Annotated in this window: 16 protein-coding genes; 2 read left to right on the forward strand and 14 right to left on the reverse strand. The window is 43.0% G+C overall.

Annotation, left to right across the window (positions count from 1 at the left end; translation table 11 throughout):
• Positions 1-55: 55 nt before the first annotated feature.
• The 3 genes from spxB to EL081_RS08415 form a co-directional block, all read right to left on the reverse strand.
• On the reverse strand, positions 56-1,831 hold the full coding sequence (spxB, locus tag EL081_RS08405; RefSeq protein WP_006148113.1) for a pyruvate oxidase: 1,776 nt from the start codon (positions 1,829-1,831) through the stop codon (positions 56-58).
• A 334-nt stretch (positions 1,832-2,165) separates the two neighbouring features.
• A complete protein-coding gene (locus EL081_RS08410) occupies positions 2,166-2,798 on the reverse strand; it encodes an SGNH/GDSL hydrolase family protein (protein WP_126404798.1) in 633 nt (210 codons plus the stop codon).
• 52 nt (positions 2,799-2,850) lie between these two features.
• Positions 2,851-3,684 (reverse strand): HAD family hydrolase, encoded by an 834-nt coding sequence (locus EL081_RS08415; protein ID WP_126404799.1) that lies wholly within the window; start codon positions 3,682-3,684, stop codon positions 2,851-2,853.
• A gap of 245 nt (positions 3,685-3,929) precedes the next feature.
• On the opposite strand from EL081_RS08415, the gene EL081_RS08420 reads away from it, so the two are divergent.
• A complete protein-coding gene (locus EL081_RS08420; RefSeq protein ID WP_126404800.1) occupies positions 3,930-4,805 on the forward strand; it encodes an AraC family transcriptional regulator in 876 nt (291 codons plus the stop codon).
• A 92-nt stretch (positions 4,806-4,897) separates the two neighbouring features.
• Here EL081_RS08420 and EL081_RS08425 read toward each other — a convergent pair whose 3' ends face one another.
• The 5 genes from EL081_RS08425 to EL081_RS08445 form a co-directional block, all read right to left on the reverse strand.
• Positions 4,898-6,580 (reverse strand): MutS-related protein, encoded by a 1,683-nt coding sequence (locus tag EL081_RS08425; RefSeq protein WP_126404801.1) that lies wholly within the window; start codon positions 6,578-6,580, stop codon positions 4,898-4,900.
• A gap of 18 nt (positions 6,581-6,598) precedes the next feature.
• Entirely contained in the window at positions 6,599-7,876 is a 1,278-nt protein-coding gene (locus EL081_RS08430; RefSeq protein WP_232011428.1) for a CapA family protein, read from the reverse strand.
• Between the two features lie 237 nt (positions 7,877-8,113).
• Positions 8,114-9,049, reverse strand: coding sequence for a peptide-methionine (R)-S-oxide reductase MsrB (gene msrB, locus EL081_RS08435; protein ID WP_126404803.1), 936 nt, complete (start codon positions 9,047-9,049; stop codon positions 8,114-8,116).
• Between the two features lie 281 nt (positions 9,050-9,330).
• The gene (locus EL081_RS08440; RefSeq protein ID WP_232011386.1) at positions 9,331-9,660 is read right to left on the reverse strand and encodes a helicase BlpT; all 330 of its coding nucleotides are present in this window, start codon (positions 9,658-9,660) and stop codon (positions 9,331-9,333) included.
• Between the two features lie 148 nt (positions 9,661-9,808).
• On the reverse strand, positions 9,809-10,744 hold the full coding sequence (locus EL081_RS08445) for a dihydroorotate oxidase (RefSeq protein WP_126404805.1): 936 nt from the start codon (positions 10,742-10,744) through the stop codon (positions 9,809-9,811).
• Between the two features lie 370 nt (positions 10,745-11,114).
• Here EL081_RS08445 and gdhA point away from each other — a divergent pair, with 370 nt between their 5' ends.
• The gene (gene gdhA / locus EL081_RS08450; RefSeq protein WP_126404806.1) at positions 11,115-12,461 is read left to right on the forward strand and encodes an NADP-specific glutamate dehydrogenase; all 1,347 of its coding nucleotides are present in this window, start codon (positions 11,115-11,117) and stop codon (positions 12,459-12,461) included.
• Positions 12,462-12,555: 94 nt separating this feature from the next.
• On the opposite strand, the gene dnaJ is transcribed toward gdhA, so the two are convergent.
• The 6 genes from dnaJ to hrcA form a co-directional block, all read right to left on the reverse strand.
• Entirely contained in the window at positions 12,556-13,701 is a 1,146-nt protein-coding gene (gene dnaJ, locus EL081_RS08455; protein WP_126404807.1) for a molecular chaperone DnaJ, read from the reverse strand.
• A 157-nt stretch (positions 13,702-13,858) separates the two neighbouring features.
• The gene (locus EL081_RS08460; protein WP_126404808.1) at positions 13,859-14,491 is read right to left on the reverse strand and encodes a DJ-1/PfpI family protein; all 633 of its coding nucleotides are present in this window, start codon (positions 14,489-14,491) and stop codon (positions 13,859-13,861) included.
• 60 nt (positions 14,492-14,551) lie between these two features.
• On the reverse strand, positions 14,552-14,770 hold the full coding sequence (locus EL081_RS08465; protein WP_126404809.1) for a hypothetical protein: 219 nt from the start codon (positions 14,768-14,770) through the stop codon (positions 14,552-14,554).
• 23 nt (positions 14,771-14,793) lie between these two features.
• A complete protein-coding gene (dnaK, locus tag EL081_RS08470; protein ID WP_126404810.1) occupies positions 14,794-16,617 on the reverse strand; it encodes a molecular chaperone DnaK in 1,824 nt (607 codons plus the stop codon).
• Between the two features lie 243 nt (positions 16,618-16,860).
• On the reverse strand, positions 16,861-17,385 hold the full coding sequence (gene grpE, locus EL081_RS10085) for a nucleotide exchange factor GrpE (RefSeq protein ID WP_331250928.1): 525 nt from the start codon (positions 17,383-17,385) through the stop codon (positions 16,861-16,863).
• 24 nt (positions 17,386-17,409) lie between these two features.
• Entirely contained in the window at positions 17,410-18,444 is a 1,035-nt protein-coding gene (gene hrcA / locus EL081_RS08475) for a heat-inducible transcriptional repressor HrcA (protein ID WP_164555443.1), read from the reverse strand.
• Positions 18,445-18,518 lie beyond the last annotated feature (74 nt).

Raw genomic sequence — 18,518 nt, forward strand, 5'->3', positions numbered from 1 at the left:
AGAAAATCAATGCATAAAATCTACAATGTTTACTTGTGATTTTCCACGAGAGGAATTATTTAATTGCGCGTGATTGCAACCCTTCTTCTTCCAAGAAGAGGCGGAATGGTACAAGCTCTTCAGCTTCGTATTTTTCCTTGAAGGCTTTGATTGCTTCTTCTGAGTGTTGTTTTGGATCCAACTCAAGTACTTCTACTGGAAGTGGACGATGTGGAGTGATGTGAGCATCGATAACAACAGTTTTACCTTCTTTGTTCAATTTAACAGCTTCTGCAACAACTGCATCGATGTCTTCGATACGGTCAACTGTAAATCCTACAGCACCTTGCGCTTCAGCGATTTTCGCATAGTCAGCATTAGGGAAGTCACAACCAAACAAGTGTTTGTTTGTGTCTTCGTATTTGTCCTTGATGAAGGCATATTTACCATTTGAGAAGACAACGTTGATAACTGGAAGGTCGTATTGAACGTTTGTGATAACGTCTGGGTAGCACATGTTGAATGCACCGTCACCCATGATGTTCCATACTTGGCGATCTGGATTATCTTTCTTAGCAGCGATACCACCAGGAAGGGCAATACCCATTGTCGCAAAGAGTGGAGATGTACGCCACATGTTCTTAGGTGTCATGTGAAGGTGACGAGTAGATGTTTGAGTAGTGTCACCTACGTCGATTGAGTAGATAGCGTCTTGATCAGCATGTTTGTTGATTGCATTGTAAACTTGATACAATTGCAATTCACCCTCAGTTTTACCTTCGAGTTTGTTCATGTAATCGCGCCAGTTTTGGTTGTTCTTCACGTTTGCACGCCACCATGGAGTAGACTCAACTGGGTTTACTTTATCAAGGATAGCTTTAGCTGCTTGACCTGCATCACCAAGGATTGAAGCGTCAAGAGCGTGGCGTTTACCAAGTTTGTAAGGGTCGATATCCACTTGGATGAATTTTTCAGTGTTTTTGAATGCTTCGTATACTTCAGCAAATGGGAAGTTTGAACCAAGGAAAAGAACTGTGTCTGCTTCAAAGACCACTTCGTTGGCTGGCTTCCAACCAACACGGTAAGCAGAACCTGTCAAACCTTCGTAGTTCCATTCGAACGCTTCGAAGTTTTTACCAGTTGTGATGATTGGTGCTTTGATTTTACGTGACAATTCAGTGATTACTTCACCAGCTTTAACACCACCGTAACCAGCGTAGATAACTGGACGTTCAGCGTTGTTCAAAATTTCAACAGCTTTGTCGATTTCAACTTCGTTCAAAGCAGGAGCGATGAATGAACGCTCGTAAGAACCTGAACCGTAGTATGAGTTTTCGTCGATTTCTTGGAAACCAAAGTTTACTGGAATTTCAACGACAGCTGGACCTTTTTTAGAAACGGCAGCACGGCAAGCTTCGTCAATGACTTTTGGCAATTGCTCAGCGTAAGCTACACGTTTGTTGTAAACAGCGATACCGTTGTACATTGGGTTTTGGTTCAATTCTTGGAAGGCATCCATGTTCAATTCGTTAACTGGACGTGATCCAAGGATAGCAAGGAATGGAGTGTTATCCATAGCTGCATCGTAAACACCGTTGATCAAGTGAGTTGCACCAGGTCCACCTGAACCAACTGCAACACCGATAGAACCGCCAAATTTAGCCTGCATAACCGCTGCAAGAGCACCTGTTTCTTCGTGGCGAACTTGCAAGAAACGGATATCTTTGTCTTCAGCCAAAGCGTCCATCAATGAGCTGAGTGTTCCTGATGGGATACCGTAGATAGTGTCTACGCCCCATGTTTTCAATACGTTGAGCATTGCTGCAGATGCAGTAATTTTCCCTTGAGTCATAATGATAACTCTCCTTCAATAAAATAATTGTCAGTCTTTGAACTGAATTCGACAAAGAGTGAAAACGTTTCAAATAACTTTACTATATCAATTTATCACGTTTTATTGTCCTTGTATAAGAATATGCTCACTAAACACCTGGAACTATTACATAACACAAAGCAAAAATCTGTTCTGTTTCCGCAAACTATTTTATAACAGAAGTCAGAAACCGCATAATGGCAAGGTTTTTGCTTGTTATAAAATTGGTAAAAAATAGAGTATTTCTCCGAACTGTTTTATAGAAGACATTAAAAAATCCTAGCTGGAAAATCATTTTCCTTGCTAGGATGGGTTAGATTTCGCTTTGAAGAGCCTTACTCAAGACCCTGTATCCTTCAATTGTTAAATGAAGTCCATCTGTTGTATAAGCCGGTTTTAGCTGACCATCCTCTCCAAGCAAATGGTCAAAAACATTGATAAATTCAACATTTATCATCCCTTGTGCTAGCTCGCGGTAGGCCTGATTCAAGGTCTGAATCTTTTGATTGGTCCGAATATAGACTGTCCCCTTGTATACTTCTCCCTCATTCACAGGAAGAACCGAAACGAGTTTAATTTGCGTCAAGGGCAAGAGTCGAATAATCTCCTGCAGGATGATGCTCATGTTATCGATGGTTTCCGACAGGGGCATTTCCTTACCGATATCATTAGTTCCAATCAGCAAAAAAATCTTGTCCACTGCTTGCCCAAAAATATGGGCATCCAGATGCTCTCTTAAGAGGTCTGTCTTGTAACCTCTAATCCCCCGGTTCACTAGATACTGATCTGTCAAAAACAACTCATGAAGGGGATAGTATTCGACGATAGAGTCTCCTATAAAAAGTATATCGGGTTCTTTCAAAGGATTTCGATTTAGCTCTCGGTAGTTCTGTTGTATTTTTGCCTGTTCTTTCAACAGCCAGGTCTCCAATAATTGTACAGCCATAAAGACTCCTTTCGATTCGTATGGTAGAAACTGTGCAAGATAGGATACTCGCCTAATCAAAACTTAGTCTTCCGTCCAAATAAGCTTCGATGATTTCGTAGACCCCCTTTTTCTGGTGAGAGGGCGCTATATAGCGGGCTACTTTCCGAGCATGGGCATCCGCATTTTCCATTGCATAGGAATAGGTCGCTAACTCAAGCATTTCCACATCGTTTTGACTATCGCCAAATGCCATTAGGCGACCTCCATCTACGCCCCAGCGTTCTTCCAAGAATTGAATGGCTGTGGCCTTATTGACTTCCGGTTGCAGAATATCAATAGCTCCATAGCCACTAGCTGCTGGAAGCAGGCGCTCCCCAAGCTCTTCTCGCAACTCTTGCACAAAGGCTTCGACTTTTTCAGTGTCAGTGACGACACTTAGCTTCAGAACCTGCTCACCATGCTCTTTGGTCAGATCATCCACAAACCGCATCCGTTTGTAAAAAGCTGCAGCTAGCTCAGGCGTCATCAATTGCTCTAAAAGAGGAAACTCTGTTCCTTTCTTGGCATAGCCCCCAGATAGGCTACTGACGACCAGATGGAGTTCTTCTTCTCGACCTTCTAGATAATGTAAGACTTCCTGCACCAGCTCTTCAGGCCAGCTACACTCTCGGATGAGTTTTCCCTTCTCTAATATCTGTGCACCATTAGCTAGAACCAAGGTGACGCGATCTTTCAGCTCTCCCAATACATGAGCCATACGGCTATAGCCATTCCCTGTCGCAATGACAAAGGGAATCCCTCTTTGGTCTAGCTGATCCAAGATGCGGCTCAAACGCTCACGGTCAACCTCTCCTTGCTCGTCCATCAGAGTACCGTCCATGTCTGTCGCAATCATTTGTAACATACCGCCACCCCTTTCTACCTTTTCCCTATTATACACCATTTCCTAGTCATTTTGGGCCTTCTTTCCCACAAGCGCTCCCTTTTCACCTCCTTAAAATTTCAGAAATTCCATTGAATCCTCTTTAATTTTTAGTCCAATTTTATTATAATATAGATAGTAGATTTTCCCTGTATGAAGTAACTAGCAGACCCTCTCTCACCTAGTCAAAGCGTTTGCTACTCCCGAAAAAGATTTAAGAGGTAGGCATGAACACAAAGACCTTATACCGCCAAACATCCTTTACAAATAGCGATTTCCCTTTTTCAATCAAACAGATTAGCACTCAAAATGGCCAACCGGATATTTTATTTCATTGGCACACTGATATTGAGATTATTTATGTCAACGAAGGGACTGCCCAATTCCATATCGATTATGAATATTTTAATAGCCAGCCCGGTGATATTATTTTGATCCGGCCCAATGCCCTTCACTCCATTCATCCCATCCAGAGTTCTTCCCATACCATGGATATCCTCCATTTTAATCTAGACCTGATTGGGATTACCCATAAAAACATTGCCACTCTAAAATATTTACAACCCCTCTACAATGGTGATTTTGAATTTGTTCGACGCATTCAAGCCCAATCACCCGGTTACGAAAAAATTAAACAGAGCCTCTTGACCTGTATGGCAAACGGAAGAGAACAAGGCCCCTTCTATGAACTCCGACTCAAATCCCAGCTCAATGAACTCCTCTATCTCCTCTTTTCTCACCACTATATTGTCGAGAAGAAGTTTTCAACAGATGCTTATCGGAAAGAAGAAAAAATTCGTTTGGTCCTCGACCATATTTCGAACCATTACCAAGAGGAGCTCATGATTGAACATTTAGCAGAGTTGTGTCATTTTAGCCCGACCCACTTTATGAATTTCTTTAAGAAACAATTAGGGATCTCTTGTATGGAGTATATCATCCAATATCGGCTGAAAAAAGCTGCCCACCTCCTCCAGCATTCCGATCTGGCAATCATTGATATCGCGAGCCAATCTGGCTTCAACAACCTCTCAAACTTTAATCGCCAGTTCAAGAAATACTATCAGGCCACTCCAAGCCAATACCGAAAAGCTTGTCTTTAACCAATAGATCAAATAATAAAAGCACATGAAACACAAATGAAGTTTGCGTTTTATGTGCTTTTTATTTTTTACAACAGAAGGTCTGATAAAGCCTAGCGACCTTCCTCTTTATCACTCAACATTCTATTTAAAGACCATTTCCCTGTCTTTTCATATTGTCCAATTAATTCTTGGGAAGTTTGAGTGATTTCTGAAGGAAAATGGAGGCTTTTTAATGTATTGACCGCATTCTTCGTTACTGCAGCTCCCTGCTTTATCTGATAATCAAAGACGATTTTCCCGTCAACATAGCGACTGTCAAAATGATAATTATCATTGACTGCACCAGATGCCGCAACTAGCTCAATATCATGGCTCGAAATCATATACAGGCAATCGTGTCTCGATAGCCAGCGAACAATGCCCAAGCCAGACCCAATTCGCTCAATGGTATTGGTTCCCTTAAAGAGTTCATCAATAAAGAAATAATGAAAGCCAGACTTTTCCAGACTCTCAATCATTCGGAGAATCGTTTTGCTCTCTGTAATAAAATAGCTATCTCCAACCTCAATATCATCGCTAACATCCATAGAGGTCATGACATGTCCATAAGAAAGCTCCAAACTTTCGCCATAGGCGAAGCCCAAGCCCTGCGCTAAAATACAGTTAATGGCTACCATTTTCAAATAAGTGGATTTCCCTGAGGCATTATCTCCACTGATCACCATATTTTTTTCAAAACTAACGTCATTAGCAACCGGATCCGCTAGCAAAGGATGGTAGATCCCCTTGCCCTTGATCCCTCCATCTTGTTTAAAACAGGGATGACAGACCAATTTACCATCACGCTTATGGCGTAGAAGGCTAATAGCTACTTCCAATTCCCCCAAAAGATTGATTGTTTCCTGCGCTTCTTTCTGATGAGCCCTCACTTGCTGATAGATATAGATCTGGGCAATCTGCGGAATTAAGAAAAGAAAATTAAGGTAAATCAGGATAATTTCCATCTCGGAGCTTCCTGTTGGACTTTGTAAGATGCTGGAAATGACTTTCGTCTTCTTAAATGGTTGGACAGCCTGTTTGAGTGCTTCTTGTTTCGGAAGCGCTAAACGACTCAACTTTTCCGCTGAAGCAAAGATGCGAACCAGGTAACTAACTTGATCCAAGCGCATTTTATTCGACCAATTCCGAATGCTCGAAAAAATGATATTAAACGTCACACTCGCTATCAAGACTGACAAGGCTTGAATTTTAAAAAACGGAAGAAAGAAAAGAGAGAGGACTGGCAAACACGCTAAAAAAATATAGAGAGAAAGATAGATACTCGAATCTTGATTCCCTGGATTCGCCACAATACTTCTAGCCATATTGTGGTTCTTTTTTCCTAACTGGTTCATAACAACCTGAACCTTCAGACGAAGATCCGGGTGATGTTCAAAGAAATCTTCTAACTCCTGCAAAGATGCATCTGGTTGAAAGTTTAACAAACGCATCCTCTGATACAAGGCCTCAGCCCCAATACTAGACTGTGTATGGTTTAGCAGATCAAAGACTCTATGCATGTCTAAATCATGCCAAGTTTGGCCGTCTACTTGACTATCTGTTTGTTGGAGTGTTGACGCCAAGAGAATGGTTTCTGCTAAACTTTCTTCACTATCTTTTTTTATAAAAAACCGTTCGCTCTCCCAAGCCTTGGCTAATTTTTTTCTCAGAAAAATCGTTGCTATACAGTTTGTTAGAACCATAACGATGATCAGTCCAACAAATCCAATTGGTAACCATCCAAGTTTGTCCATTCCTTCATCTGCTCCTTCCTATTCCCAATTCAAATTCACACGTTCTTTCACTTCCTGGTAGGCTGTATCGACACGCGCTTTTGTTTCATCATCCAATTGGTCCCGGTACTTGCCACCTTCAATCCAGTCCTCCAAGATATAGGTCTGGAAATGATAGAGTTCATAGCCTTCAGGAGAATAACTGTCCTTTGGCGTCCGGTTAACCCAAGTAGGACGAGCTGTGGCCGTTTTGATCCGGGTCTTGCGCCCTACCTTCTCAATGGTTATATCCATCAGGACACCCCGTTCGGTCCATTGGGCATTGTCTATCCCTTCCATGGTTTCCAGTCGCTGATTCGAAAGGAAATTCCCCATCGAATAAATGATCAATTTCTGTTGCCCATCCTTATCCACAATCTCGGCTGGTTGGACGACGTGAGGATGGCCACCCAAGACAATATCAGCTCCCCAAGAAATCATCTTATGGTATAGTTCCTTTTGTTCCTCTGATGGCTCTAAATCATATTCAATCCCCATCTGAGGCATGACAATGGTAATGTCCGCTTCCATCTCAGCCTTTTGGATTTCCTTGCGCATACGTTCCTCGTTGAGGTCCGACAAACGATTGTCATAATCTCCTTGATCTAAATAAGCTTCCATCCCATTAAAGCCGTAGGAATAAGCCAAAATTGCAATCTTGATTCCATTTACTTCCTTGATCAGGATAGGGGCTTGATCTCGCGTCTCATGCGGATAGACACCAACCGTTTGGATCCCTGCGTCTTCAAAGGCTTTCGCAGTCGAAAACAGCCCTTCCAAGCCAGTATCGAGGATATGGTTATGTCCCAGGTCCATCACCTGATAGCCTGCATCCTTAATCGAAGCAACGACCGCACCAGGGGCATTGAAAATTGGATATCCCGAAAGTCCATAATCCGAATTGATGGTTCCTTCAAAATCCCCCAAGACCAGATCCCCTTGCTTCAACCATTCCTGAGCATAGTGATAATTCTCAGAAAAATCATAGCTTCCATCTTCCTTGACGGCACTCATATAAACCAAGTCATGGTAGAGTTGGTCTCCATTTGCCATGATCCGAGCCGTATGTGGCAACTGATCCGGATGAATTTCTTCTTGCTTTTCAACAACTTCCGGCATCTCTAGTGCTGTAATGGGGAAACCATTCCATTTTTGAACCCATAAGACCAGATTCGCGGACGCAAATACTGTAATCAGCAAACCATAGACAAACTGTTCGTTGGTTAGACGAACAACTGTCACCTTTCCCAATCCAATATCAAGCCATTCATTGAGCATCCTGAGGATATCTTTCCCGAGCTCACTCCATCTCTTTAGGAGATCCTTCCAATTCTTCATCTTCTTCTCTTCCTATCCATTTCTCTTGCTCTTGCCAAAGGCCCCTACGTCATCTGTCAAGCCTTTTTTCATTGTAACACAATTTTGATAAAAGAAAACAGACTGACCTAAACTTCCATGTATAGATAAATGGAGGGACTAAAAAGAGGGCTTACAGCCCCCCTCTCCATCATACTTTTAGTGCATCTGCTTGAGTAGATCCCCGTATCCCTCTACCTCCATCTCCTCTTTAGGAATAAAGCGCAGAGAGGCCGAATTGATACAGTAGCGAAGGCCACCTTGTTCTCTTGGCCCATCGGTAAAGACATGGCCGAGATGGGCATTGCCTGAGCGGGAACGAACTTCAATCCGCTCCATCCCATGACTATGATCCTGGTAATAATGAACGACATCTTTGGCAATAGGGCGAGAAAAACTCGGCCATCCACAACCAGACGCAAACTTATCCTTGGCAAAGAAAAGAGGCTCTCCAGTCGTAATGTCCACATAGATTCCCTCTTCAAAGGTCTGGTCATAGGCATTGTGGAAAGGTCGCTCTGTCGCACTCTCTTGAGTGACTTGGTACTGCGCCTCTGTCAATCGTGCCTTTAATTCCTCTTGACTGGGCTTGGGATAGGTTGCCGGATCAATCAAGGGTTGGTCAGCATCCGTCACATCGATATGGCAATAGCCCCCAGGATTCTTCTTGAGGTAGTCTTGATGGTAGTCCTCCGCCAAAATATAGTGGCGCAAGGGTTCTAGTTCAACCGCTATTTTGCTACCAAGTTGCTTCTCTTCTTCCGCAAACACTTGGGCGATCACCTCACGGTCCGCATCGTCCAGGTAATAGACACCGGTTCGGTACTGGCGACCTCGATCATTTCCCTGCTTGTTCATGGACAAGGGATCGATCACCCGGAAATAGTAGAGCAGAATCGCTCGTAAGGAAATCTTATCTGGATCGTAGATGACTTGTACAGTCTCTGCATGATCCGTTTCCTTAATCAGTTGGTAATTGGTCGTTTCTACCTGGCCATTGGCATAGCCCACCGTCGTCTTTTCAACACCCGAGATCCGAGAGAAATACTCCTCTAAGCCCCAAAAACAGCCACCTGCTAGATAAATCTCTGCCATCTTTTTTCCTCGCTTCCTGCATTCCCTATGTGGAACGCTTGACATCTATTAGCTCCATCATAATCCAAGAGCCTCCAATTTTCAAGGATTCTGCATCAAAAATCCCTTCTACTATACTAGTAAAAGGGATAAAGGCACTCCCACTTATTTTTCAAATAAGAAAAAGAGCGAGTAACCAAGATTCCGTAGAGATACTAAAAACTGATGGAAAAAATCATGCATGAGAGACATGTCCCACACCTCCTCTCAATCTCTGACGTTCCTAAGCATCGTTGCCAAGATTAAAGAAGCACCGTCGGTCCATAAACCTGTAACCGAGGCTTCACAACTTCGTAATGCCAATGATCATAAGCTCGCCAGGCTTGATAGGCCTCTTCACTCAAACCGAGCTCACCCAGGCCAATCAATAAACTGGTACTTTGATAAAATTTTTCCAACTCAATCAACAGGCGATTGTCTACCTGTCTTGCCTTCACTAAAACTTCCAAAATATGATTTAGATTTCCCTCAAATCGAAGGGCATCTGGACTGGTTTTGCATTCCCTAGAAAAGGCTGTTTGGAGAGTTTCGATCATGTTCTTTGCCTCTTGAATCACATCCCTTTCTCCCATAGCAATCACCTTCCTTCTCACCTCCATTGTACACCTTTTTCTCTCTATAAAAATGGAAAATCTTTAAAACTAGGAACAGATTCTCTCTCTTGACAAGAATCCATAAAAAATCCCCAAGTATCCACTTGAGGAAGTTCTTTTCGAATGATTAGTCAATGTAGTGCAGTTTCCCACGGAAGTCTTCTAGGCTTTGGTAGCCTTTTTCTTCCATGATGTCTTTTAGTTCCGCAGTGATGCGCTCGAAAGCCCCTACTCCTTCTTTATGAAGTGTGGTTCCGATTTGCACCATACTAGCTCCACAAAGGATATGCTCAAAGGCATCGCGACCGGTCAAGACGCCACCTGTCCCTACAATCTGAATTTCTGGATTCAACCGTCGGTAAAAGGCATGGACATTGGCCAGAGCAGTTGGCTTGATGTATTCTCCACCAATCCCACCGAAGCCGTTCTTAGGGCGGATCACTACGGATTCATCCTCGATGTAGAGGCCGTTTCCAATCGAGTTGACGCAGTTGACAAACTTGAGCGGGTATTTGTTAAAAATTGTTGCAGCTTGATCAAAGTGGACAATATCAAAGTAAGGCGGCAACTTGATGCCAAGAGGTTTGGTGAAATAGGTAAAGACCTCTGACAAGATTCGATCAGTCGTCTCAAAGTCATAGGCGATCTGGGGTTTCCCAGGGACATTGGGACAGGAAAGGTTCAACTCTGTCAAACCTCTAAAATCACTGTCTTCTACCTTTTTCAAGATGGTATGGGTTTCCTCCGGGGACATTCCGACTAAAGACAAAAAGAAAGTCCGATTCGGATCAGAAGTTTGTAACTCAAGGAGGTAATCTAAATAATAATCCAAACCTTGGTTGGGAAGCCCCATCGAGTTAATAGATCCTAGTGGCACATCTTGGTAGCGTGGCTCTGGGTTCCCTTGACGATACTCCAAGGTCGCAGTCTTCGTCACAAATGTTCCCGCAGCAGAATTCTTTACTTCTTCAAGTTCTGCAATTGTCATACAGGCTACACCCGCAGCATTCATCAGGCAGTTGTCAAACTCAAAACCTGCAATAGTTGTTTTTGTCGATACCATCTTCTTCTCCTTGAAATGAATTCTTACAGCTATTATAGCACGAAAAGGAGGATTCACAGTTAGAAAACTAAAATAGCCCAAGAAACGTACGGAAATAGAAAAAATCACCATAAACGTTATCAATTTATTTTCTATGTATAGAAAAAAATCAGATATTCATCCAATTCTGTTGTCCTCTAGAATCGATCTATTTCCACTATATGAGTAGCTGTGGAAATTTTCAGAAAATTCAACTTTTTTCTTTACAAGTCAAAAAAAGTCTGCTATAATTGTCCACGTAATAAAACATGACATTGCTTCTAGCAGTGCCTTCATACCCAGTAAGACAGCCCCTACTGGCATTCGTTTCAATAAAAAAAGGAGAAACAAGATGACAACTGCAAAAGAATATATCCAAAGCACTTTCGAAACTGTAAAAGCTCGTAATGGCCATGAAGCAGAATTCCTTCAAGCTGTTGAAGAGTTCCTTAGCACTTTGGAACCTGTATTTGAAAAACATCCAGAATACATTGAAGAAAACATCTTGGCCCGTATCACTGAGCCAGAACGCGTAATTTCTTTCCGTGTTCCTTGGGTTGACCGTGATGGAAAGGTTCAAGTGAACCGTGGTTACCGTGTCCAATTTAACTCAGCTGTTGGTCCATACAAAGGCGGACTTCGTTTCCACCCAACTGTTAACCAAGGGATCTTGAAATTCCTCGGCTTCGAACAAATCTTCAAAAACGTCTTGACCGGCCTTCCCATCGGTGGTGGGAAAGGTGGATCAGACTTTGATCCTAAAGGCAAGACTGACGCTGAAGTCATGCGTTTCTGCCAAAGCTTCATGACAGAATTGCAAAAATACATCGGACCTTCTCTTGACGTACCTGCTGGTGATATCGGGGTTGGTGGACGTGAGATCGGATACCTTTACGGACAATACAAACGCCTGAACCAATTTGATGCAGGTGTCTTGACTGGTAAACCTCTTGGTTTCGGTGGTAGCTTGATCCGTCCAGAAGCAACTGGTTATGGTTTGGTTTACTATACGGAAGAAATGCTTAAAGCTAACGGCGACAGCTTTGCTGGTAAAAAAGTCGTGATCTCAGGTTCTGGTAACGTAGCCCAATACGCTCTTCAAAAAGCAACTGAACTTGGTGCAACTGTCATCTCAGTCTCTGACTCAAACGGTTACATCATCGACGAAAACGGAATCGACTTCGATCTTCTTACAGATGTGAAAAACAACCGTCGTGCTCGTTTGACAGAATACGCTGCAGAAAAATCAACCGCTACCTACTACGAAGGTTCTGTATGGACTTATACCGGCAACTATGACATCGCCCTTCCATGTGCGACTCAAAACGAGATCAACGGTGAAGCAGCGAAACGCTTGGTTGCTCAAGGCGTAAAAGTTGTTTCTGAAGGAGCTAACATGCCAAGCGACCTTGATGCTATCAAAGTCTACAAAGAAAATGGCATTCTTTACGGACCTGCCAAAGCTGCCAATGCTGGTGGGGTTGCTGTATCTGCTCTTGAAATGAGCCAAAACAGCCTCCGTCTTTCATGGACACGAGAAGAAGTAGATGGTCGTTTGAAAGATATCATGACTAACATCTTCAACACTGCTAAAACAACTGCAGAAACCTACGGTCTTGGTAAAGATTACCTTGCAGGTGCCAATATCGCAGCCTTTGAAAATGTCGCAAATGCGATGATTGCTCAAGGACTTGTTTAATTTGATTCTTTTGCCACACCTCTGAATCCTTCGGTTTCGGAGGTGTTTTTCTTGATAAAAAAAGAAGATTGGAAAAACCAAATCTTCTTTTATTTTATAAATCATCCAAGGCATCTTTGACCTTATCAAAGAAACCTTTTTTCTTTGGGTTGACCTTCAAATCACTTGCTTCCGCAAATGCACGAAGGGCTTCTTTTTGCTTGTCATTTAGACCTGTAGGTGTCACCACATTAACAGATACATATTGATCTCCTACAGAGCCACCACGCAAGCTTGGTGCTCCCTTGCCACGGAGGCGGAATTTCTTACCAGTCTGGGTTCCTTCTGGGATGACCAAGTCAACATCCCCATGAACCGTTGGTACATGAACCGTATCTCCAAGAGCAGCCTGAACAACGTTCAAGTTCAATTTATAGTAAATGGTTGATCCATCACGCTCAAATTTGTCGCTCGGCTCAACGTTGACCACCACATAGAGATCTCCGTATGGCCCTCCATTAAAGCCAGCTTCTCCTTGACCAGAGAGGCGGATTTGTTGACCAGTTTCAACCCCAGCAGGGATTTTCACATTGACACTGTGGGCTTGCTTCTCGTGACCAGTCCCATGACAGGTTGTACAAGGATCTTTGATTTCTTTTCCTCGACCATGACAGACATCACAGGTTACCTGACGGCGCATCATTCCTAGAGGGGTTTGCGTATCCACATTGATCACCCCAGAACCATGACAACGTCCACAAGTTACGGGACTTGTTCCTGGTTTAGCACCAGTGCCTTCGCATGTCCGACAGCTAGCTTCCCGATGGTACTTCACTTCCTTCTCAGTTCCAAAGATGGCTTCTTCAAACTTGAGGTTTACACGGTACTGAAGATCATCTCCCTGACGTGGAGCATTGGGATTGCGACTTGCACCGCCACCTCCAAAGAAGCTTGAGAAAATGTCCTCAAAGCCACCAAAACCAGCGCCATCAAAACCACCGAAACCACCAGCTCCGCCACCGAAGCCACCAAAACCACCGTTGGCTCCTGCAGCACCGTATTGGTCATAAGCCGCCCGCTTTTGTTCGTCGCTCAAAGTCTCATAGGCTTCTTGAACTTCCTTGTACTTGTCCTCAGCACCAGGCTCCTTGTTGATATCTGGGTGATATTTTTTAGATAATTTCCGATAGGCTTTCTTGATCTCGTCTTGAGATGCATTCTTTGAAACGCCTAAACGGTCATAAAATTCAGTATTGTTCATAATTCAAGATACAAAGGGCGTCAAACGGACACAGCCAAAATAGGAGTTTTGACGACGGACGCTTGCGTCCTAGAAAAAACTATCTTTTTGGCACCGTCCGTAGCCCGTGTTCAGTTGAGAACACCTTTGTTCCTTTCTATAATTTTCATGTACATCTTTAGAGGGTGTTTTCTATACTCTGCTTCACTTGATCAAACTCTTGGTCTGATAGAGTAAATATCAAATCCTCTTCAGCACACTCGTTCTTTTCTTTAAAATAGTTGTCCGTATTCTCTGCCAATCCTAAGCTTAGAATCACTTTTCTTGCAAACTCTTGATGGGCAAAACCGATAGCCGTAATGATTTGTTTATCTTGCACAACCACTTTCGGTTGGAAATTCTCACGTGGAAGAAATTCAAAATAATCAAAGAAGTTTTGCCAAATTCCACCTGTAAATTTCGTATCGTTCAATAGACCTGCTTTCGCCAATAGAAGAGGCGCTGAAGAAATAGCTGCAATCAAGACATCTTGCTCACCAAGGTCCCTCAAAAACGAAATCAATTTCTCATCCTGTAGAGCAGGTCCTATGTTTACCATTCCTGGCAAAATCACACAAGAATACTCTTCTATACAGATTTGATCTAGTGTTTTCGTTGGTTGACAGGGCAAGCCATCCTCAGAGACCACTATCGAATGATCTGAAGCGGCATAATCAATCGTAATATCAAAAGACAGAGCTAAAGTACTCGTTAAAGCGGTTATCTCATAAAGAGAAAAATTAGGATAAATGATACAAAGTACTTTTTTCATACGCAACATCCTCTATTTTACCGAAAAACAGAGGCTGGGTTGCAACCTCTGTTAAAAATTTTATAGATAGTTCCTCAACCAATCTGGCATAGAATCATCATCAAGGTTCCAAGATTCAACCTCATATTCATCCTCACTCCAGACATTTTCATCACCATCAAAAAATTTACTGCGAGAACACTTATATTTTACAACTGTATCGCCTTCTAAACGATATTCATTCCAGTAGTAACTCTTCCCGTGTCCCTTCCACTCATTGGTAGTGTAAATAGTTGACATAAACTACCCTCCTATAAATTATTTTACTTCTCAGTAAACTCTCCGTCTACGACGTCATCGCCTGCGTCTCCTGTTGCTTGGGCACCTTCTGCTCCTGCTTGAGCTTGTTGTGCTGCTGCGGCTTGTTCGTAGAGTTTCACAGCAAGTCCTTGTGCTTTTTCGTTCAATGCTTCAAGTTTTGCTTTCATTTCGTCCAAGTTGTTGTCTTCTTGCGCTTTCTTAAGGTCATCAAGGGCAGCTTGAGCAGCATCACGTTCTGCATCGAAACCTTTGCCTTCAGTTTCCTTGATTGTCTTTTCAGTCGCAAAGATAGCTTGGTCTACTTCGTTACGAAGGTCAACTTCTTCTTTACGTTTCTTATCTGCTTCAGCGTTTGCTTCTGCATCTTTCATCATGCGGTCGATTTCTTCGTCTGTCAAACCTGAGTTTGATTGGATAACAATTGTTTGTTCTTTTTGAGTTCCAAGATCTTTAGCCTTAACAGATACGATACCGTTCTTGTCGATGTCGAATGTTACTTCGATTTGTGGGATACCACGAGGTGCAGCTGGGATATCAGTCAATTGGAAACGTCCAAGAGTCTTGTTATCTGCTGCCATTGGGCGTTCACCTTGAAGAACATGGATATCAACGGCTGGTTGGTTGTCTGCTGCAGTTGAGAAGACTTGTGATTTAGAAGTTGGAATAGTTGTGTTGCGGTCGATGAGTTTTGTAAATACTCCACCCATTGTTTCGATACCAAGTGACAATGGTGTTACGTCAAGAAGGACAACGTCTTTCACATCACCAGTGATGACACCACCTTGGATAGCAGCACCCATCGCAACTACTTCGTCAGGGTTCACTGATTTGTTTGGTTCTTTACCAGTTTCAGCCTTAACAGCTTCTACAACTGCAGGGATACGAGTTGAACCACCGACAAGGATAACTTCGTCGATTTCTGACAAGCTCAAACCTGCATCAGAAAGGGCTTGGCGAACTGGAGTTTTAGTACGTTCAACGAGGTCACGAGTCAAATCGTCAAATTTAGCACGAGTCAAGGTCATTTCCAAGTGAAGAGGTCCAGCCTCACCAGCAGTGATGAATGGCAAGCTGATTTGGGTTGAAGTTACACCAGAAAGGTCTTTCTTAGCTTTTTCAGCTGCGTCTTTCAAACGTTGAAGAGCCATCTTGTCTGTTGACAAGTCGATACCATTTTCTTTCTTGAATTCTGCTACCAAGTGGTCGATGATTTTTTGGTCAAAGTCGTCACCACCGAGTTTGTTATCCCCTGCAGTTGCCAATACATCAAAGACACCATCACCTAGTTCGAGGATAGATACGTCGAATGTACCACCACCAAGGTCGAATACCAAGATTTTTTCTTCTTTGTCAGTCTTGTCCAAACCGTAAGCAAGAGCTGCTGCAGTTGGTTCGTTGACGATACGTTCTACTTCAAGACCAGCGATTTTACCAGCATCTTTAGTTGCTTGACGTTGAGCATCGTTAAAGTAAGCTGGAACTGTGATAACAGCCTTGGTTACTTTTTCACCAAGGTATTCTTCCGCATAACCTTTCAAATATTGAAGGATCATCGCTGAGATTTCTTGTGGAGTGTATTCTTTACCGTTAGCAGAAACTTTTTCAGAAGTACCCATCTTAGATTTGATAGAGATCACTGTATCTGGGTTTGTGACTGCTTGGCGTTTCGCAGCGTCACCAACGATAATTTCACCGTTTTTAAAAGAAACTACAGATGGAGTTGTACGGTTTCCTTCTGGGTTTGCGATGATTTTTGATTCAGTTCCTTCAAGAACTGCAACTGCTGAGTTTGTTGTACCTAAGTCAATACCGATAATTTTAGACATGTGTTTTTCTCCTTAAATTTATCTTCTTTTTTTCTTTTTGATATTTCCCTTAAGTGGTGGGGACGTGAGCAACTCCCTTCAGGATTTCATCACTTATTTTTGAGCCTACTGTCTCAAAAATCCCCTGTTTCAGTAGCACATGCTACTGAAACTTTCACCACGGCGGGAAATATCTTCCTTGCAAGCCTCCGGCTTGCTTCTTATCTTTCTTTCATAGTTTAGTGTCGTTTCGGACAAGGTAGCCTAGTTGTAGACAACGACCATAGCCGGTCTTAGGATGCGGTCATGGAGTTTGTAGCCTTTTTGGAAGACTTGTGCGATGGTGTCTGCTGGATGCTCGTCATCCGCTGGGACTGTTTGAATAGCCATATGGTAGTTATGGTCAAATTCACCGTCCGCTGGAATTTCTTCAATTCCTTCTTCTTTCAGGGCATGAATCAAGCTTTCTTGGACCATTTCTAGTCCTTTTTTGACATCATCTGTCAACCCTTCAACGGCAAGGGCACGTTCTAAGTTATCCAACGAAGGCAAGATCGCTTTTGCCAAATCTTGGCTACGATAACGTTGCAAGAGTTGGCGTTCCTCATTGGCACGACGTTGAATATTTTGCATTTCAGCATGAGCGCGAAGGTATTTGTTTTCAAATTCTTCGGCACGCGCTTGTGCTTCTTCTAATTCAGAAGGTTGCTTGGTTTCCTCTACAACTTCTTCAGTTGTCTCGGCAACTTCCTCTTCTTTCACGTCTTCTTTTTTGATTTCTTCTGTCAAGGCATACACCCCTTTCATTTGGTATTAATTTACTTCATAATGGTTACTGTTGAGGTAACGGTAGTAGTCCGTTAACTTCATGACCAGTACCCGTCCGATAACATTGACGAGGCTAATCACACGCCTGTAATTCATCTCTACGGGACCAATCACATGCATGAGGGCCATCCCACGATAAGGAACCAGGAATTTATGACTAATCACGGTCACATTTTTCAAAGCCTTCTCTTGGGATTCAGCAACCAGAATCTGGGTCATTTGGTCCTCTGGCATTCCCCCTCGCAACTCGAGAGCTACGTGTTGGGGGTTATCTAAGAACTGATAGGTCTGAAGATCGGCGTAGGTTAAGGATGAAACTTTTCCTTCTACAAAGACCAGTTCTTGAAACAGTTGCGAGAAGACGTAATCAAACAGATCCAATACATTGTCTGTCGTCTTAAAATAGCGCTGTACTATCTGTGGAATCTCTGTCCTCAAGCGGTAGTGGATATCCAAGACTGTATTTCCAATGAAACGTTCTTGAACTAGCTGATGGAAGATTTCCAAGTCACTGGTTAAGAAATTTTTTGGAATCGCAAATTGTACGGTAACAGGCTTTGATTCATCCAAGGTCAATACCGCCAAAGCATCGTGGTTTGATAATGGAACAATCTCAAAACCTGTCAAGCGCTGTCGTGTCGGCTCAACATCCTGGATCACCGCGGTGTAGCCCGTCATCTGGGCTAATAACTTAGCCGTAGCATCCAAGATATCATCTAACTTAAAGGCTTCGAAATCAAAGGCTTTCACCACCTGGTAAACATCTTGCTCATCAATCAACTCTAGATCCAGCGAGTTCTGAACAAAATATTGAAAACCAGCTCGGCTGGGCATTCGACCACTCGAAGTGTGGGCTTTTTCTAATAAGCCCTGCTTTTCGAGGGCAGCCATATCGTTTCGAATAGTAGCACTACTGGATTGAATGACATCTTGCAGTGCTTTTGAACCGACTGGTTCGTGGGTCTTGGTAAAGATATCGACGACAAGATTTAGAATCTCATTTTGACGTTCTGTAACCATGACCTCACCTCTCTTTCGTATTTAGCACTCTAAACACTCAAGTGCTAAACCATGATTCTATTATACACCCTCTC

The sequence above is a fragment of the Streptococcus viridans genome (assembly GCF_900636365.1).
In the GTDB taxonomy this organism is placed as follows: domain Bacteria; phylum Bacillota; class Bacilli; order Lactobacillales; family Streptococcaceae; genus Streptococcus; species Streptococcus viridans_A.